Consider the following 16,359-nt stretch of genomic DNA (forward strand, 5'->3'; position numbering starts at 1 on the left):
CAGCATAATTTTTACTATTAGGAACTCATCAGCATGAAGAATGATAAGCGATTCCTCAATTTAATGGGGACCATAATTCAAATCTGGGTCGAACATGATCAAGCAAAAGATTTATTAGATATAGCTGAAAAAAAATTAATTGATTATGAACGTCGTTTTAGCGCTAATTGTCGCAATTCAGATTTAATGCAAATCAATCTTAATGCCGGTATTAAGCCTGTAACAGTAAAACCCGATCTTTTTACCTTGATAAAAATAGGTAAAGCGCAAAGTTTAATTAATAATCGTTTTTTAAATATTGCAATTGGTCCGCTCATACAAGCATGGCGAGTCGGATTTCATGACGCTAGATACCCACCGGATTCAGAGATTCAGCAACTTTTAACTCTCATCGATCCAAATGATATTGTTTTGGATGAGGTAAATAAGTCGGTATTTTTAAAATATAAAGGAATGGCCATTGATCTGGGGGCGTTAGCTAAAGGGTATTTTGCCGATAACATACTGCAAATTTTTAAAAAACTGAACGCAAAATCGGCATTTATTGATTTAGGGGGCAATGTATTAACTTATGGTGAGTGTCCCTTTCATGATGATGGATTTTGGCGAGTAGGTATTCAAAACCCGTTTCAAAGCCGCGGCAATGTAATTAAGGTATTAAAGATTAAAAATCAATCGATAGTCACATCTGGACTTTATGAAAGAACATTTAATTATAAAGGTAAAACTTATCATCATATTTTTAATAGTCAAACCGGATATCCTGTAGAAACAGACATTGAAAGCCTTACCATTGTATCAACGCATTCAATAGATGGTGAAATTTTGACGACGCAACTCTATGGTTATAGTGCCGAGAATGCGATAAAAAAAATTAATCAATTAGCCAATATTGAAGGAATGGTTATTACCACCAATAAAGAATTTGCCTGTTCAAATGGGTTATTGACGTAATCTACAGCTAATTTGGTTATTTAAGATTAGTCATTAACCCGATAATTTATGGTATAGAAGAGATGAATAGGTCAATGAGTTCTTTTTCCACACTGCTAAGCATTTTATGAGAAGAGTAGGCAATAAAATAACTCAACGAGATGAGATCCAAAGGCAGTGGTATTAAATTATATGCTAGATCACCTGGTTTTTCATTGACACAGACGCTTTCAGGGATAAAGGTAATTCCTAGCCCTTTTTTAGCTAACTCAACAAGTGTAAAAATGTTACTACTTTCGAGAATAATATTGGGTTGAATCCGATATTTTTGAATAAGATAATCAACTTGTTGACGAATTGCTGAACCATGTGCAGTCAAAATAAGCTTTTCTTGTAACAATGATTTCATGAATTTATGATTATATTCATTAGCATTAACTTCTTTTCGATATAATTTTGAGGTTTCTGGTATTAAGGTGTAATATCGATGTTTACCACATTTATGACAAATTAAATTTTGGGATATTGTTTCTGGATTCTGTCCTATAAAAAAATCCAGGGTTTGATTTTCAATTTTTTCTTCACTATTTTTAGGAATATATTCATGTAATTCTATTTTAATATCAGGATATTTACTCATAAATTTAGGTAAAAATAGCGGTAGTAGATAAGTCCCTAAACTTGGTAATACACCAATTTGGATAACGGTATAATCACTGTCAGTATATTTTTTGATTTTTCTTTTGAATTGTTCTTGTTCGTTAACTAATGATGTTAAATACTGATAATAGATCTTTCCAGCTTCGGTTAATTGTAAAGGGGTACTTTGCCGATTGATAATATCAATCCCTAGTTCATTTTCTATTTTTTTTATTGTTTGAGTTAGATATGATTGAGAAATATACAAATTCTGCGCAGCTTTAGTGTAATTGCCATGCTTAAGTAAAACATCAATGTATTGCAACATACTGAGCGAATTAATTTTTGCCATTTGTTTAAATTCTTTTATTAAACCTCATTATAATAAATTACTTATAACCCCATAATTAATCAGCTATTTCACAAACCTTTTTTTCTGTTCTACACTAGCTTACATAATGATTTGCACAATAGTCAATAGGCCTAATATAACTAAAATTCAATCTACTTCTTTGTGCTGTCGACTAAAGAATTTGTATTACTAAAATTTTAATATTGATTTAATTGTACTGTAAGGTACTAAGTGAGGTTATAAAGTGAAATTCGTTGGTATAGTTGGAACTAATTCAGATAGTTCTACTAATAGAAAATTACTTCATTATATGAGAGAACATTTTGCTGATAAAGCAGAAATTGAAGTTTGTGAAATAAAATCGTTACCGGCATTTAATGAACCGAAGGATAAAACGCCTCCTCCAGCGGTTAAAGCGTTATCGGATAAAATTGAATCGGCTGACGGAATCATCATTGCGACGCCAGAATATGATCATTCAATAACAGCCGCGTTGAAAAGTGTTATTGAATGGCTGTCTTATACCACCAGACCGTTGATTAATAAATGTGTCATGATTGTTGGTGCATCACACGGTATGTTAGGTTCTTCAAGAGCCCAAGCTCATTTAAGGCAAATCTTAGATGCTCCTGAATTGAAAGCCCGTATTATGCCTAGTTCTGAATTTTTATTAGGAAAATCTCTGCAAGCATTTGATGAAAAAGGTAATCTGGTTTATTTAGACAAAGTGAAAGAATTGGAAGAGTGTTTTGACGAATTTTTATTATTTGTAAAATTAACTAACCAATTACTGGCGACAGAAAAATTTAATACCGAGCAAAATAAAAAATTCAGTTGGTTAAAAACAGCAGAAGAAGGAGCATTGTCATGAAATTAATTGGAATTGTTGGAACTAATGCTCAAGAATCTTATAACCGAATGCTATTACAATTTATGCAAAAACATTTTAAGCATAAAGCAGAAATTGAAATATTAGAATTGACCGATGTCCCAATGTTTAATGAGTCAGATGATCAATCTAATAGTGATATTATTCAGCATTTTAATAATAAAATTATTGAGGCTGATGGCGTTATTATTGCAACACCAGAACATAATCATTCGATTCCTTCAGCTTTGAAAAGTATTCTTGAATGGCTTTCATTTAATTTACATCCTTTTGATGGTAAACCTGTGATGATTGTTGGTGCATCTTATGATGTACAAGGTTCGTCACGTGCTCAATTACATTTACGCCAAATTCTTGATGCCCCAGGTGTTAATGCAACCGTTATGCCTGGCTACGAATTTTTGCTCGGTCAGGCACATCATGCTTTTGATGAACAGGGTAATATTAAATCAGAACGGACTATCGATTTTCTTGAAAGTTGCTTTTGGCGTTTTTTACGTTTCACTCAAGTTGCTAATTTACTTAATGTGCCGGAAGAGATTACCTATGAACCGGGCCAATATTGTGTAACTGCGCCTGGACATAATGGTGATTTACCTATGGTAGTTACGTTATCAATGGATCGTATTGAATCAATTGATATTGATACTGAAGGTGAATCAGAGGGAATTGCTGATGTCGTATTTAAACGTATTCCTTCACAAATTCTTGAAGGTCAGACCCTTAATGTTGATATTTTATCAGGAGCTTCAGTAACGAGTAATGGTGTTATCGACGGCGTGGCTAAAGCAATAAAAATGGCAGGAGCTAACCCGGATGTATTACGTAAAAGACCGAAAGCACCGAGTGCGGTCGATACTTCAGATGCACAGTATACTACTGATGTAGTGGTAGTTGGTGCTGGTGGGGCTGGATTATCCGCAGCTGCAAGTATTTTGCAGGAAGGTAAAAAGGTCATAGTCGTGGAAAAATTCCCAGCTATTGGCGGTAATACTGTACGGACCGGAGGTCCAATGAATGCGGCAAATCCGCAATGGCAAAACACTTTTGATGCTATCGCGGGTGAAAGTCATACTTTACAGGAAATTTCGGCTATTGATGAGTCAACGATTGATAGTGAATATCTTGATGATTTTAAAGAGTTAAAACAACAGATTACCAACTATTTAGCTGAAAATACCGGTAAAACAGGTTATTTGTTTGATTCAGCATTATTACATCGTATCCAAACTTATCTTGGTGGTAAACGTACAGACCAATCAGGTAATATTATTTATGGTCAATATGATTTGGTTAAAATTTTAACTGACGAGGCATTAGAATCGGTCAAGTGGCTTGAAGATGTTGGTGTTGAGTTTGACAAACACGACGTGACAATGCCAGTTGGTGCTTTATGGCGTAGAGGTCATAAACCGTTAAAAAGTGAAGGTTATGCATATGTTTCTGCTTTACAGAAATATGTTGAAGATCATGGTGGCGTAATCATTACTGATACAGCGGTTAAAGAACTGATAGTTGAAGATGGACATGTATCTGGAGTTATTGGTACTGGTTTAAATGGTAAAAAAATTACCGTTAAAGCCAATGCTGTCATCTTGGCATCAGGCGGTTTTGGTGCAAATACTAAAATGTTAAAAGAGTATAATACTTATTGGACAGAAATTGACGATGATATTAAAACCTCTAACTCACCAGCTATTACAGGCGATGGTATTATTTTAGGGCAAAGTGTTGGCGCTGATTTGGTCGGTATGGGATTTTCTCAAATGATGCCGGTTTCCGATCCTGACACAGGTGCATTATTCAGTGGACTACAAGTACCACCGCAAAATTTCATTATGGTAAACAAGCAAGGTAAGCGATTTGTTAATGAATATGGTAGTCGAGATAAACTAACTCAGGCCGCTATTGATAATGGTGGGTTATTTTATTTAATTGCTGATGAACAAATTAAAAAAACGGCTTACAACACTTCGCAAGAAAAAATTGATAAGCAAATTGCTGCCGGAACGCTATTTTGCGCTAACACCCTAGAAGAGTTAGCTGAAAAACTAGCAATGGATCCGACAGTCTTTAAACAAACTATTGCTGATTATAATACTTATGTTGATGCTGGACACGATCCTGAATTTGGTAAAGATGTGTTTGATCTAAAAGTTGAAATTCCGCCATTCTATGCTACGCCAAGAAAACCGGCAGTGCATCATACAATGGGTGGTTTAAGAATTGATACACAAACTCATGTATTAGATAGTAAGGGACAAAAAATTTCCGGTCTATATGCTGCAGGTGAAGTGGCAGGAGGTATCCATGCAGGAAATCGTTTGGGCGGTAACTCTCTAACTGATATTTTTACATTTGGTCGAATTGCAGGAAAAACGGCTTCGCATGACATAAATCTAAGGAAGGATAGCAATCATGGATCAAACAAATAAAACGATAAATCGATGGGTAGTACTAATTGCCTCAACTTCGATTTTACTTTGTACTGGGGCCATTTATGCTTTTAGTGTATTCGCCGAACCATTAAGCCTTGCAAAAAATTGGAGTAAAGCGGATGTCATGATTGCATTTTCAATTAATGCAGCAGTGGGTCCTATTCCGATGATACTAGGTGGTTTTTTAACCGATAAAGGGTTGGCAAAATGGTCTAGTGTTATTGGTGGACTGTTATTTGGGCTTGGTTTTTTCCTATCAGGTTTTGTTACCAGTCCAATTATGTTGTATGTAACTTATGGATTATTAAGTGGTTTTGGTCAAGGATTGGCCTATTCTGGCTGTTTAAGTAATACTATAAGGTTTTTCCCGGATAAAAAAGGTCTTGCCTCCGGAATTATCACCGCCGGGATGGGCGGTGCATCGATTATCGCTGCGCCGATAGGTCATCATTTAATTGAAAATTATGGGGTCTTGCATGCTTTTCAAACACTTGGATGTAGCTATTTAATCGTCGTTGTGGTTGCCAGTGTCTTTATTAAAGTTGCCCCCGTTAATTACCAACCAGAAGGCTGGACTCCGGCAAGTATTCAACAAGGTAAAGCTATTATTAATAAAAATTGGCTAGAGATGTTACAAACACCTTATTTTTACCTTATATTTTTTATGCTTGGAACAGGGGCTTTCTCGGGATTAATGATTGCCTCAAACGCCTCTGGAATTGGTCAACAAATGTTTGGATTAACTGCGGGTATTGCTTCATTTTATGTGAGTTTATATTCGTTAAGTAATTGTGCCGGGCGTGTAGTTTGGGGGACGGTGTCAGATAAACTGGGACGAAATAAAACATTGAATATCATTTTTTTGGTAATTATCTTTGCTTTTATCGCATTTTTATATATACCATCGCAAATAGGTTTTGCAATAGGAATTATAGCGTTAGGTTTATGTTTTGGTGGTGTGATGGGCGTTTTCCCGCCAATGGTAATGGAAAATTATGGTCCAGTTAATCAAGGCGTAAACTATGGTGTCATTTTTATTGGCTATTCTTCAGCAGCCTTTTTTGCCCCCAAAGTAACCGCTGATATTTTAGCAAATAATGGTGGAAGTTATACCTATGCGTTTTATATCGCTATTTCAGTGGCATTCGTTGGTTTAATATTAAATATAATCTATAAATCACTAAAGAATAGACAATAATATTTGAGTTTATTGTCTATTATATTGGTAAAGGGAGCACACTGTTAGTGCTCCTTTATTTACATATACAATATCATTTAACATAGTTAAATAAATTTTATGAGTTGTTTATTGACTCAAGTACCACACTTTTCTCTATTCCATCCATTACTTCAACCTGACCAATTTTAGTTGGAATTACTAACCGAAGCTTACCAGAAATAACTTTTTTATCTCGTAACATATGGGGAATGTAAGATTCGATTGCCATCTGTTCTGGTCTTTTAACTGGCAGTTTAGCTTTAATTAATAAATTTTCTATTCTTTCAATATCTTTATCTGCCAACAGACCTAGCAATTTAGCTGTTTGTGCCGCCATTAACATACCAACACTAACTGCTTCGCCATGTAACCAATTGCCATAGCCGAGCTCGGCTTCAATGGCATGCCCATAGGTATGACCAAGATTTAAAATAGCACGCATATCTTGTTCGGTTTCATCGGCGGCAACCACTTGAGCTTTTAATTCACAGCAGCGATAAATACAATAACTTAAGGCATCGACATCTAAATTAAGCAAATCATCAATATGAGTCTCTAACCAATTAAAAAAAGCAGAGTCCATAATAATGCCATATTTAATTACTTCAGCTAGACCGGCAGAGAGCTCTCTTTGTGGTAAGGTTTTTAAACAATTAATATCAATTACCACTGATTGAGGTTGATAAAATGCGCCAATCATATTTTTACCTAAAGGATGATTAATAGCCGTTTTACCGCCAACTGAAGAATCGACTTGAGATAATAAGGTTGTCGGAACCTGAATAAATTTAATTCCACGTTGGTAAGCAGAAGCCGCAAATCCTGCTACATCACCAATAACTCCCCCACCAAGCGCAACAAGTATACTGCTTCGAGTATGATTATTGGCGAGTAAAGCAGTTAAAATTTGGTTCCATGTTTCCATCGTTTTGTATTGTTCACCATCTGGGACAATAACCGAGTCAGTTTTGACGCCATGAGCCTCAAGCATATCAAGCAAATCTTGTAAATAAATCGGAGCAATGGTGTCATTGGTGACAACAAGTACTCTCTGGCCACTATGCAGTTTAAAATGTTCAAATTGACTAAGTAAGTTTTCACCAATAGTAATTGGGTAACTGCGATTGTCTAACGCCACATTTAAGATCTTTTGCATAATTTTTTCCAGATAAGTTAATACCAATTTAATCTTGCATGTTAACGATAAAAAAGTAGCAGTGCAACTTAGAATCATTTAAACTTACTGGTAATTTTTATCTGTAATGTTGAATTTATATGTCTTTATCGTTAGTGTTAGCCCAAAAAAATTGGTGTGTTGGTGATATTGAAGGTAATACTCAGCAAATCATTGAACTGATACAAAACCATTCATCGCATGATCTTATTATTTTTTCAGAACTTGCAATCTGTGGTTATCCTCCAGAGGATTTAATTTATCGTAATGATTTTAAAATTCGTTGCCAACAGGCTTTATCAACTATTAAACAAGCAAGTAAACAATGTGGAGTGATTGTTGGACATCCACATTGGCAAGATGGCGTAGTTTATAATGCGTTGTCACTATTTTTTGAAGGGCAGCAGTTAGCGTGTTATCACAAACAGCTGTTACCTAATTATGATGTATTTGATGAAAAACGTTACTTTACTGCCGGTGAACACACTTGCGTTGTCGATTTTAAAGGCAAAAAAATTGGTTTATTAATCTGTGAAGATCTATGGCAATCTGAACCTATCGATCGAATTGATACGAATTGTGCAGATTTGGTTATCTCTATCAATGCATCACCTTATACTTATGAAAAACAGCAATATCGCCATGAACTGATTAAACAACATGCTCTAAGAACCGGTTTACCAATTATTTATGTTAATCAAATAGGTGGTCAAGACGAGCTTGTTTTTGATGGTGGATCATTTGTATGTAATGAAAAAGGCGATATCATTCACCAATTAAACTCTTTTGAAGAGCAAATTTCCGTTTTTCAAATGGGGCATAATTATCAACCTGTCTCTGTTTCTAAAAATGAACCACTAGCTGATGTTTATGACGCATTAGTTCTCGCGACTCGTGATTACATTACCAAAAATGGTTTCCAAGGAGCGGTATTGGGGTTATCTGGTGGAATTGATTCGGCTTTAACTTTGGCAATCGCTGTTGATGCTTTAGGTAAAGATAAAGTACAAGCAGTTATGATGCCATTTCGTTATACGGCTGATATTAGTATCACTGATGCTAAAGAAGAGGCGGAAATATTAGGTGTTGAGTTTGATATCATTTCAATCGAACCGATGTTTGATGCTTTTATGTCTTCTTTAACACCGATGTTTTTGGGAACACAAAAAGATACTACCGAAGAGAACCTACAAGCGCGTTGTCGTGGCGTCATTTTAATGGCTCTTTCCAATAAACGTCGAAGGTTAGTATTAACGACTGGTAATAAAAGCGAAATGTCGGTTGGTTATGCTACACTGTATGGCGATATGGCTGGTGGTTTTGATGTACTTAAAGATGTGCCTAAAACCATGGTCTTTGCATTATCTAAATATCGAAATAGCCGATCGTATGTTATCCCAGAACGCGTTATTACTCGTCCTCCATCAGCTGAACTTGCGCCAGATCAAAAAGATGAAGACAGCCTACCTCCTTATGATATTTTAGATGGAATATTAAAAGGCTATGTTGAACAAGATTTTTCCGTTGAACAACTGATTACGCAAGGTTATGATGAAGCAACTGTAAGGCGAGTGGTTAAATTAGTTGATATCAACGAATATAAAAGACGGCAATCAGCAGTTGGGCCAAAAATAACTGCGCGTAACTTTGGTAAAGGCAGACGCTATCCAATAACTTCTGCTTTTGGTTTTAAGAATTGGTAATCTCGAATTAAGGGCAAAGAGATATGAAAAAAATTGAAGCAATTATTAAACCTTTTAAATTAGACGATATTCGAGAAGCACTTGCCGATCAAGGCATTACCGGCATGACAGTCACGGAAGTGAAAGGGTTTGGTCGTCAAAAAGGACATACTGAACTTTATCGGGGTGCAGAATATATGGTTGATTTTTTACCAAAGGTAAAAATAGAACTTGTTGTTGCTGATGATATTTTAGAAACCTGTATTGAAACTATCATGAAAACAGCGCAAACCGGCAAAATTGGTGATGGAAAAATATTTGTTTATAATGTTGAACAAGTAATACGTATTCGTACTGGCGAAATGGATGAGTCAGCTATTTAATTTGACCGATTTGAATATCAGGGCGTTCTTGCCGAAGTAAATTATTGGTGACAATGCCTTGAATAGAACAGATAAGAAGTTGCATATTATCCCCCTTTTCAAGTAATAATAATTTTTCAGTGGTATTGGGCGCTGGAATCGTTTTAACGCCAACAACAGTTCCAGTATTTTTATGCCAGACTTGAATATCATCATTAACACTTCGAATCATTGGATTGGCGATATACAGAAGATTATCCTCCATACTTTTCCACTCCAGAAAGTTTAAACTGTCACGTATCTCATTTATATCGTTATCAATAATAAAACCCCAAAAATAGTATTTACCCATTTTTTTTAAATCCATTGCACTATCATAATAACCAATAAGTTTCAGGTTTTTATATTGAATAGGCGATTTGAAATACACAAAGTTTTTGTTAGTATCTGAGCGATTTTCAACGGGAATATAAGCTTGATTCTGGTTAAAAACCTCAACACTAGTATGAGTTTTTAACTCTTCTCTATGTGCATAGATATGATTAAAAAAATCTGGATTACAGGCTGTCAATTCTTGAATCAGTGGTAATTTATCTGCTGATGCGAAAAATGAAAAAAAAATAAAAAGCGTTAATATAGCGTTTTTAAACATGTTGATTGAAATTGACAATAATGGATACCATTTAGTTAATACCGCTGATTGTATAATTATTACAACAGAATAACAATCTAAAGGCGTCTTTTCTTTTTTAAAGAAATATTAAGATATTTACAACTAGTTAATTGTTAAAAAGTTGCTAAAAATCTTTAGAACAAAAAAATATAATTAATCAAGTTTAAATCAAACAAATATTCATTTATGGAAGACAGATCCCATATTTATTAATTAATACTAAATAATTGTTTGAATATCAAAAAAATTACTATAGTTTAGCATAAACTCATTCTTTGGAGTTACATGTTGTAGTAAGTGAAAAAGGGAATTTTTATGCTTAAGACATTAGCAATAAATATTAAACATGAGTTTTCTTACCTTAAAGATGTTACTTTACGTTCATTTTTTGGCGGATTCAGTCTGAATAGCGAATCAATTATGTTTGCCTGGATAGATCAAAATAATATTTATTTAAGGGCCCATGATGAGTATCGGTCAATGTTTATTGAGTTAGGTATGCTGCCACTTGATTTAATTTTTGATGGATCGCATAAACTACTTGATTACTATAGAGTTGAAGATGAATTACGCCAAGATAGACAAAAATTGCATACTATTGTACAAATGGTTATTAAATATGCTAAGCAAGATCTTGATGAGAAATTAGCTAAAAGCCAAAGTCGTTTAAAATCATTACCCAATATGACAGTTTCTTTGGAAAAATTAATGGTAAGTGCTGGTATTATCGATATTAACATTTTCAGAGAGGTAGGTTATTTGGAAACTTATTATCGGATAAAAAGTAAAAACCCAAAGTTGTCGATTAATATTCTATTTGGATTATTTGGCGCATTACATGGCCGACATGTTGGAACATTATCATCCGAATCGAAACAAATAATTGAATTAGCTTATCAGAATTTTTTGAAGAAAAAATAGGTTTTAAATTAATTGGTAACTTAATAATTAAGAAGAATACCATCATTAAATGTATTTTTAATAATGGTATTGAGTTAATTTTTTAGATATTTATCAATTATCTTTTTACGATGGTTTTCTACGGTTGGTTCTTTTAAATGGTTTAGGTGTTGGCAAGCCAGATAATAACGCCTGAGGGTCATATTGGCTAACTGGAATTGGGTGGTCAATGGCTTTTTCAATAGCGGGTAAGTTTTGTGAATAACGTTCACAAGCTAGTGAAATTGAATAGCCTTCAGCGCCAGCACGTCCGGTACGACCAATTCGATGTCTATAATCATCACAATCATCAGGAAGATCGTAGTTAAAAACGTGAGTTACATTTGGAATATGTAAGCCACGAGCTGCGACGTCTGTTGCTACTAATATATCAAGTTCGCCTTGAGTAAATTTATCAAGGATGGATAAACGTTTTTTTTGTGCAATATCGCCGGTAAGTAATCCAACACGATGACCATCAGCAACTAAATGACGCCAGATTTTTTCACAAGCGACTTTGGTGTTAGCAAATACAATGCTTCGCTCGGGCCACTCTTCTTCTATAAGTGTTTGTAATAATGCTAATTTATCTTCATTTGATGGGAAAAATAGCTCTTCTTTTATTCTATGACCAATTTTTTGTTCCGGTTCTACTTCAACATATTGTGGTTCATTCATGTATTCAAAAGCAAGTTCACGCACATTGTGGGTTAAGGTTGCTGAAAATAACATAGTAAGACGATTTTGTGGTGGGGTCATTTGTCTAAATATCCATCGGATATCACGGATGAAACCTAAATCAAACATACGATCGGCTTCGTCCAAAACAGCAACTTGAATTGCCCCTAAATTGATATAATTTTGTTTTGCATAATCAATTAAGCGTCCTGTAGTTGCAATCAATATATCCACACCGGCAGAAAGCATTTTTAATTGCTTATCATAACCATCACCACCATAAGCCAATCCTAATTTAATACCAGTTTCTTCTGAAAGAGGTAGCGCATCATTATATATTTGTACAACCAATTCGCGTGTAGGCGCAATAATGATAGCTCTTGGTTGATTAGGTTTATGCTCGGGTAATGGACCATTATTCAATAAATGATTAAATGTTGATGCCAAAAACGCAATCGTTTTACCTGTACCGGTTTGTCCTTGTCCTGCAATGTCAATTCCTTTGGTTGTTAATGGCAATGTTTGCTCTTGAATTGGGGTACAGTAAACGAAACCTTTTGTCTCCAATGCTTTGATGACTGAAGGGTGTAAGGGAAATTGATTGAAAGTTGTTTTTGTAAGATATGATTGAATCATTATTGTTTAGAAGATAATTATCAGAGTGCCGCAATTGTAACACACTAAATACAACAACTTCACTAATAATTATGTCCTATTAGAATAATTACTAGCGGTAAATATGAAAATATCCTAATATATTTTCAGATAAATTCCTTAGGAGATAACTAAATGAGTCATAACATTGTTGCACTTACTGAAGCTACATTTGATAAGACGATAAATGAATCAACTAAACCGATTCTAGTCGATTTTTGGGCTGAATGGTGTAGACCTTGTAAACAAATTGCCCCTATTTTAGATGAACTCGCTGAAGAATACGGTGACAAAATTATTTTTACTAAATTAAATGTGGAACAAAATCCTAGTGTTGCCCCTAAATTTGGTATTCGTGGTATTCCAACGTTATTAATTTTTAAAAATGGTCAAGTTGTTGCTACTCATGTAGGCGAATCATTAAAAGCGCAACTTAGAGCTTTTATTGAACCATTCCTTTAATTAAAATCTAAATTTGTTCAGTAAATATAATAATAAGCGTTTAAAATAGCGCTTATTATTTTTTTATTCCAATAAAATATAATTAAAAATATAGACATCCCTATAAATTTAGTGTAAATTGCTAAACTCTTACATAGACCCCTTTCAGCAATCCATTGTTTTTCTTGATAAAGTGGTGAGAATTCAATATCCAAAGTATATAATTATCATCGAAAGCTAGGTAATAAATTAATTTTACATATTGCTAGAAAGAGAATTTTTTATAAGTAAATGAAAGAAATATACAAAAATAGCAGTAATTGCAAACATATCAATTTTATCCTCAAGAATTTATAAACTATGAATTTAACTGAATTAAAAAACACTTCTGTTTCCGAGCTTGTAGCGCTTGGTGAGAAAAAAATGGGGCTTGAAAATCTTGCCCGTCTTAGAAAACAAGATATTATTTTTGCAATTTTAAAACAGCACGCTAAAAGTGGCGAAGATATTTTCGGCGATGGTGTACTTGAAATTTTGCAAGATGGCTTTGGCTTTTTACGCTCTGCTGATAGTTCTTATTTAGCTGGTCCTGACGATATATATGTATCACCAAGTCAAATTAGACGATTTAATTTGAGAACGGGTGATACTATTGCCGGTAAAATTAGGCCGCCAAAAGAAGGTGAGCGATACTTTGCGTTATTAAAAGTAAATGAAGTTAATCACGATAAACCTGAAGACGCTCGCAATAAAATCCTTTTCGAAAACCTAACTCCTCTACATCCTAATTCTCGCTTACGTATGGAACGTGGTAATGGCTCTACTGAAGATATTACTGCCAGAGTTCTTGATTTAGCTTCGCCAATTGGTAAAGGTCAACGTGGTTTGATTGTAGCTCCACCAAAAGCAGGTAAAACAATGTTACTGCAAAACATTGCTCAAAGCTTAGCGGTGAATCATCCAGAATGTGAATTAGTGGTATTGATGATTGATGAACGGCCAGAAGAAGTTACCGAAATGCAACGTTTAGTCAAAGGGGAAGTTGTGGCTTCTACGTTTGACGAACCAGCAGCAAGACATGTTCAGGTCGCCGAAATGGTAATTGAACGAGCAAAACGTTTAGTTGAACATAAAAAAGATGTGATTATTTTATTAGATTCGATTACCCGTTTAGCTCGTGCATATAACACGGTTATTCCATCATCAGGTAAAGTATTAACAGGTGGTGTTGATGCTAATGCATTACATCGTCCTAAACGCTTTTTTGGTGCAGCACGTAATGTGGAAGAAGGTGGTAGCTTAACAATTATTGCGACTGCTCTAATTGATACCGGCTCTAAAATGGATGAAGTTATTTACGAAGAGTTTAAAGGTACCGGTAATATGGAAGTTCATTTATCGCGCAAAATTGCAGAACGACGTGTTTTCCCTGCGATTGATTTTAACCGTTCTGGTACGCGTAAAGAAGATTTAATGACTTCGCCTGATGAACTACAAAAAATGTGGATTTTACGTAAAATCCTCAATCCAATGGGTGAAATTGACGCAATGGAGTTCTTAATCGACAAACTTGCCATGACGAAAACCAATGACGAGTTTTTTGAAATGATGAAGCGTTCATGATTCGCTTAATTGCAAAACAGTTTAACTAAATGATGAAAAACCGTATTATGTATTGATACGGTTTTTTTTTATGGCAATATATCACTTAATGGTAATATTCCATCGAATTAACATATTAGTAGCAAAACCTTATTAAGGTTATAGAGATTAAATAAAGGAGCCAAATTATGTCAAAACAGCAAATCGGTGTCATTGGAATGGCCGTGATGGGGCGAAACCTAGCACTGAATATTGAAAGTCGAGGATTTTCAGTATCAATTTACAATCGCTCTAGAGACAAAACAGAAGAGGTTATAGCAGAACATTCTGATAAACAATTGGTTCCTTATTATACTATTGAAGAGTTTGTTAATTCTTTAGAAAAACCTCGCCGCATCCTAATTATGGTGCAAGCAGGTAAAGGTACCGATGCTGTCATTGATGAACTTAGACCCTTGTTAGATAAAGGTGATATTATTATAGATGGTGGAAATGCTTATTTTGAAGACACTATTCGTCGTAATAAAATGTTATCTAATGAAGGCTTTAATTTTATAGGGGCTGGTGTTTCTGGTGGTGAAGAAGGTGCACTAAAAGGCCCTTCAATTATGCCTGGCGGTCAAAAAGAAGCTTATGAACTGGTTGCCCCAATTTTAGAAAAAATTGCTGCAAAAGCGAATGGGGAACCTTGCGTAGCTTATATCGGCCCTGATGGAGCAGGACATTATGTGAAAATGGCTCACAATGGCATTGAATATGGTGATATGCAATTAATTGCCGAAACCTATAGTGTGTTAAAACATGTAGGAGGGTTAACTAATGATGAACTTTCTGATGTTTTTTCTGATTGGAATAAAGGCGAGTTAGATAGTTATTTAACTGAAATCACGGCTGATATCTTTAAGTATAAAGATGAAAATGGCGATTATCTGGTAGATAAGATCCTTGACGCGGCAGGCAATAAAGGTACTGGCAAATGGACAAGCCAAAGCGCATTAGATTTAGGTGAACCATTATCTTTAATTACTGAATCGGTATTTGCACGTTATATTTCAGCGATTAAAGATCAACGCGTTGCTGCATCAAAAGTACTAAGAGGACCTAGTAAAGAGGCATTTACAGGAGATAAGCAAGCGTTAATTGAAAAAGTTCGTAAAGCACTTTATATGGGGAAAATTATCTCTTATGCCCAAGGATTTGCGCAATTGAAAGCCGCATCAGAACATTATAATTGGCAACTAAATTATGGTGAAATTGCCAAGATTTTTAGAGCAGGTTGTATTATTCGCGCACAATTTTTACAAAAAATTACTGATGCTTATAGTGAAAATAATAATATTGATAACTTACTTTTAGCACCATATTTTTCTAAAACCGTTGAAGCTTATCAACAATCATTGCGTGATGTTATCTGTTTAGCCGTTTCACAAGGGATCCCGGTTCCTACTTTATCGGCAGCAATTGCATATTATGATAGTTATCGCTCAGAAGTATTACCAGCTAATTTAATTCAGGCTCAACGAGACTATTTTGGTGCACATACTTATAGACGTATCGATAAAGATGGCGTGTTTCATACTGAATGGTTAAATATTGAATCTTAATTCTTAATAAAATCTGTTCTAATATTAAATTAAGAGTGCAAAATCGGTTGCACTCTTACAAAATTTCTACACCTTTTATA

General features: G+C 34.7%; 14 protein-coding genes. 10 read left to right on the forward strand and 4 right to left on the reverse strand.

The genetic code is table 11. The features are described from left to right. Positions 1–33 precede the first annotated feature (33 nt). On the forward strand, positions 34–954 hold the full coding sequence (locus DKK70_RS01850; RefSeq protein WP_110432485.1) for an FAD:protein FMN transferase: 921 nt from the start codon (positions 34–36) through the stop codon (positions 952–954). Between the two features lie 46 nt (positions 955–1,000). Here DKK70_RS01850 and DKK70_RS01855 read toward each other — a convergent pair whose 3' ends face one another. After that, on the reverse strand, positions 1,001–1,924 hold the full coding sequence (locus DKK70_RS01855) for a LysR family transcriptional regulator (protein ID WP_110432486.1): 924 nt from the start codon (positions 1,922–1,924) through the stop codon (positions 1,001–1,003). Between the two features lie 244 nt (positions 1,925–2,168). Here DKK70_RS01855 and DKK70_RS01860 point away from each other — a divergent pair, with 244 nt between their 5' ends. From DKK70_RS01860 to DKK70_RS01870, 3 genes are read left to right on the forward strand one after another with little or no spacing between them, the layout of a single operon-like run. Further along, the gene (locus tag DKK70_RS01860; RefSeq protein ID WP_086364966.1) at positions 2,169–2,795 is read left to right on the forward strand and encodes an NADPH-dependent FMN reductase; all 627 of its coding nucleotides are present in this window, start codon (positions 2,169–2,171) and stop codon (positions 2,793–2,795) included. Next, positions 2,792–5,248, forward strand: a complete 2,457-nt coding sequence (locus DKK70_RS01865) for a flavocytochrome c (protein WP_110432487.1) — start codon at positions 2,792–2,794, stop codon at positions 5,246–5,248. Before DKK70_RS01860 ends, DKK70_RS01865 begins: the two co-directional genes overlap by 4 nt. Next, complete coding sequence (locus tag DKK70_RS01870) at positions 5,232–6,449, forward strand: L-lactate MFS transporter (RefSeq protein WP_086364968.1); 1,218 nt, start codon at positions 5,232–5,234, stop codon at positions 6,447–6,449. The genes DKK70_RS01865 and DKK70_RS01870 overlap by 17 nt, the downstream gene beginning before the upstream one ends. Before the next feature lie 97 nt (positions 6,450–6,546). On the opposite strand, the gene aroB is transcribed toward DKK70_RS01870, so the two are convergent. Next, positions 6,547–7,626 carry a 3-dehydroquinate synthase gene (gene aroB / locus DKK70_RS01875; RefSeq protein ID WP_110432488.1) on the reverse strand — a complete coding sequence of 360 codons (1,080 nt, stop codon included), beginning with the start codon at positions 7,624–7,626 and terminating at the stop codon, positions 6,547–6,549. Between the two features lie 113 nt (positions 7,627–7,739). On the opposite strand from aroB, the gene DKK70_RS01880 reads away from it, so the two are divergent. Further along, complete coding sequence (locus DKK70_RS01880; protein WP_110432489.1) at positions 7,740–9,347, forward strand: NAD+ synthase; 1,608 nt, start codon at positions 7,740–7,742, stop codon at positions 9,345–9,347. Positions 9,348–9,370: 23 nt separating this feature from the next. After that, a complete protein-coding gene (gene glnB / locus DKK70_RS01885; protein ID WP_034883030.1) occupies positions 9,371–9,709 on the forward strand; it encodes a nitrogen regulatory protein P-II in 339 nt (112 codons plus the stop codon). Here glnB and DKK70_RS01890 read toward each other — a convergent pair. Further along, positions 9,702–10,340 carry a hypothetical protein gene (locus DKK70_RS01890; RefSeq protein ID WP_110432490.1) on the reverse strand — a complete coding sequence of 213 codons (639 nt, stop codon included), beginning with the start codon at positions 10,338–10,340 and terminating at the stop codon, positions 9,702–9,704. The genes glnB and DKK70_RS01890 overlap by 8 nt on opposite strands. 336 nt (positions 10,341–10,676) lie before the next feature. Here DKK70_RS01890 and DKK70_RS01895 point away from each other — a divergent pair, with 336 nt between their 5' ends. Next, on the forward strand, positions 10,677–11,282 hold the full coding sequence (locus DKK70_RS01895) for a TfoX/Sxy family protein (RefSeq protein ID WP_110432491.1): 606 nt from the start codon (positions 10,677–10,679) through the stop codon (positions 11,280–11,282). Between the two features lie 105 nt (positions 11,283–11,387). Here the strand turns inward: DKK70_RS01895 and rhlB are convergent, their stop codons facing one another. Beyond that, complete coding sequence (gene rhlB / locus DKK70_RS01900) at positions 11,388–12,614, reverse strand: ATP-dependent RNA helicase RhlB (RefSeq protein ID WP_110432492.1); 1,227 nt, start codon at positions 12,612–12,614, stop codon at positions 11,388–11,390. 153 nt (positions 12,615–12,767) lie between these two features. On the opposite strand from rhlB, the gene trxA reads away from it, so the two are divergent. The 3 genes from trxA to gndA all read left to right on the forward strand — a co-directional run bounded on the left by trxA (position 12,768) and on the right by gndA (position 16,279). Then, entirely contained in the window at positions 12,768–13,094 is a 327-nt protein-coding gene (gene trxA, locus DKK70_RS01905; RefSeq protein WP_110432493.1) for a thioredoxin TrxA, read from the forward strand. A gap of 339 nt (positions 13,095–13,433) precedes the next feature. Next, positions 13,434–14,696: a transcription termination factor Rho gene (gene rho, locus DKK70_RS01910; protein ID WP_034883026.1), complete on the forward strand. Its 1,263-nt coding sequence runs from the start codon at positions 13,434–13,436 to the stop codon at positions 14,694–14,696. A 167-nt stretch (positions 14,697–14,863) separates the two neighbouring features. Then, positions 14,864–16,279, forward strand: coding sequence for an NADP-dependent phosphogluconate dehydrogenase (gene gndA / locus DKK70_RS01915; protein WP_110432494.1), 1,416 nt, complete (start codon positions 14,864–14,866; stop codon positions 16,277–16,279). Positions 16,280–16,359: the final 80 nt, after the last annotated feature.

The organism is Gilliamella apicola (assembly GCF_003202655.1).
In the GTDB taxonomy this organism is placed as follows: Bacteria; Pseudomonadota; Gammaproteobacteria; order Enterobacterales; family Orbaceae; genus Gilliamella; species Gilliamella apicola_R.

Bases quoted from the DNA above. Each gene is read 5' to 3' on its own strand.
- DKK70_RS01850 (WP_110432485.1), top strand. From the start codon at position 34: ATGAAGAATGATAAGCGATTCCTCAATTTAATGGGGACCATAATTCAA.
- DKK70_RS01855 (WP_110432486.1), bottom strand. From the start codon at position 1,924: ATGGCAAAAATTAATTCGCTCAGTATGTTGCAATACATTGATGTTTTA.
- DKK70_RS01865 (WP_110432487.1), top strand. From the start codon at position 2,792: ATGAAATTAATTGGAATTGTTGGAACTAATGCTCAAGAATCTTATAAC.
- DKK70_RS01870 (WP_086364968.1), top strand. From the start codon at position 5,232: ATGGATCAAACAAATAAAACGATAAATCGATGGGTAGTACTAATTGCC.
- aroB (WP_110432488.1), bottom strand. From the start codon at position 7,626: ATGCAAAAGATCTTAAATGTGGCGTTAGACAATCGCAGTTACCCAATT.
- glnB (WP_034883030.1), top strand. From the start codon at position 9,371: ATGAAAAAAATTGAAGCAATTATTAAACCTTTTAAATTAGACGATATT.
- DKK70_RS01890 (WP_110432490.1), bottom strand. From the start codon at position 10,340: ATGTTTAAAAACGCTATATTAACGCTTTTTATTTTTTTTTCATTTTTC.
- DKK70_RS01895 (WP_110432491.1), top strand. From the start codon at position 10,677: ATGCTTAAGACATTAGCAATAAATATTAAACATGAGTTTTCTTACCTT.
- rhlB (WP_110432492.1), bottom strand. From the start codon at position 12,614: ATGATTCAATCATATCTTACAAAAACAACTTTCAATCAATTTCCCTTA.
- trxA (WP_110432493.1), top strand. From the start codon at position 12,768: ATGAGTCATAACATTGTTGCACTTACTGAAGCTACATTTGATAAGACG.
- rho (WP_034883026.1), top strand. From the start codon at position 13,434: ATGAATTTAACTGAATTAAAAAACACTTCTGTTTCCGAGCTTGTAGCG.
- gndA (WP_110432494.1), top strand. From the start codon at position 14,864: ATGTCAAAACAGCAAATCGGTGTCATTGGAATGGCCGTGATGGGGCGA.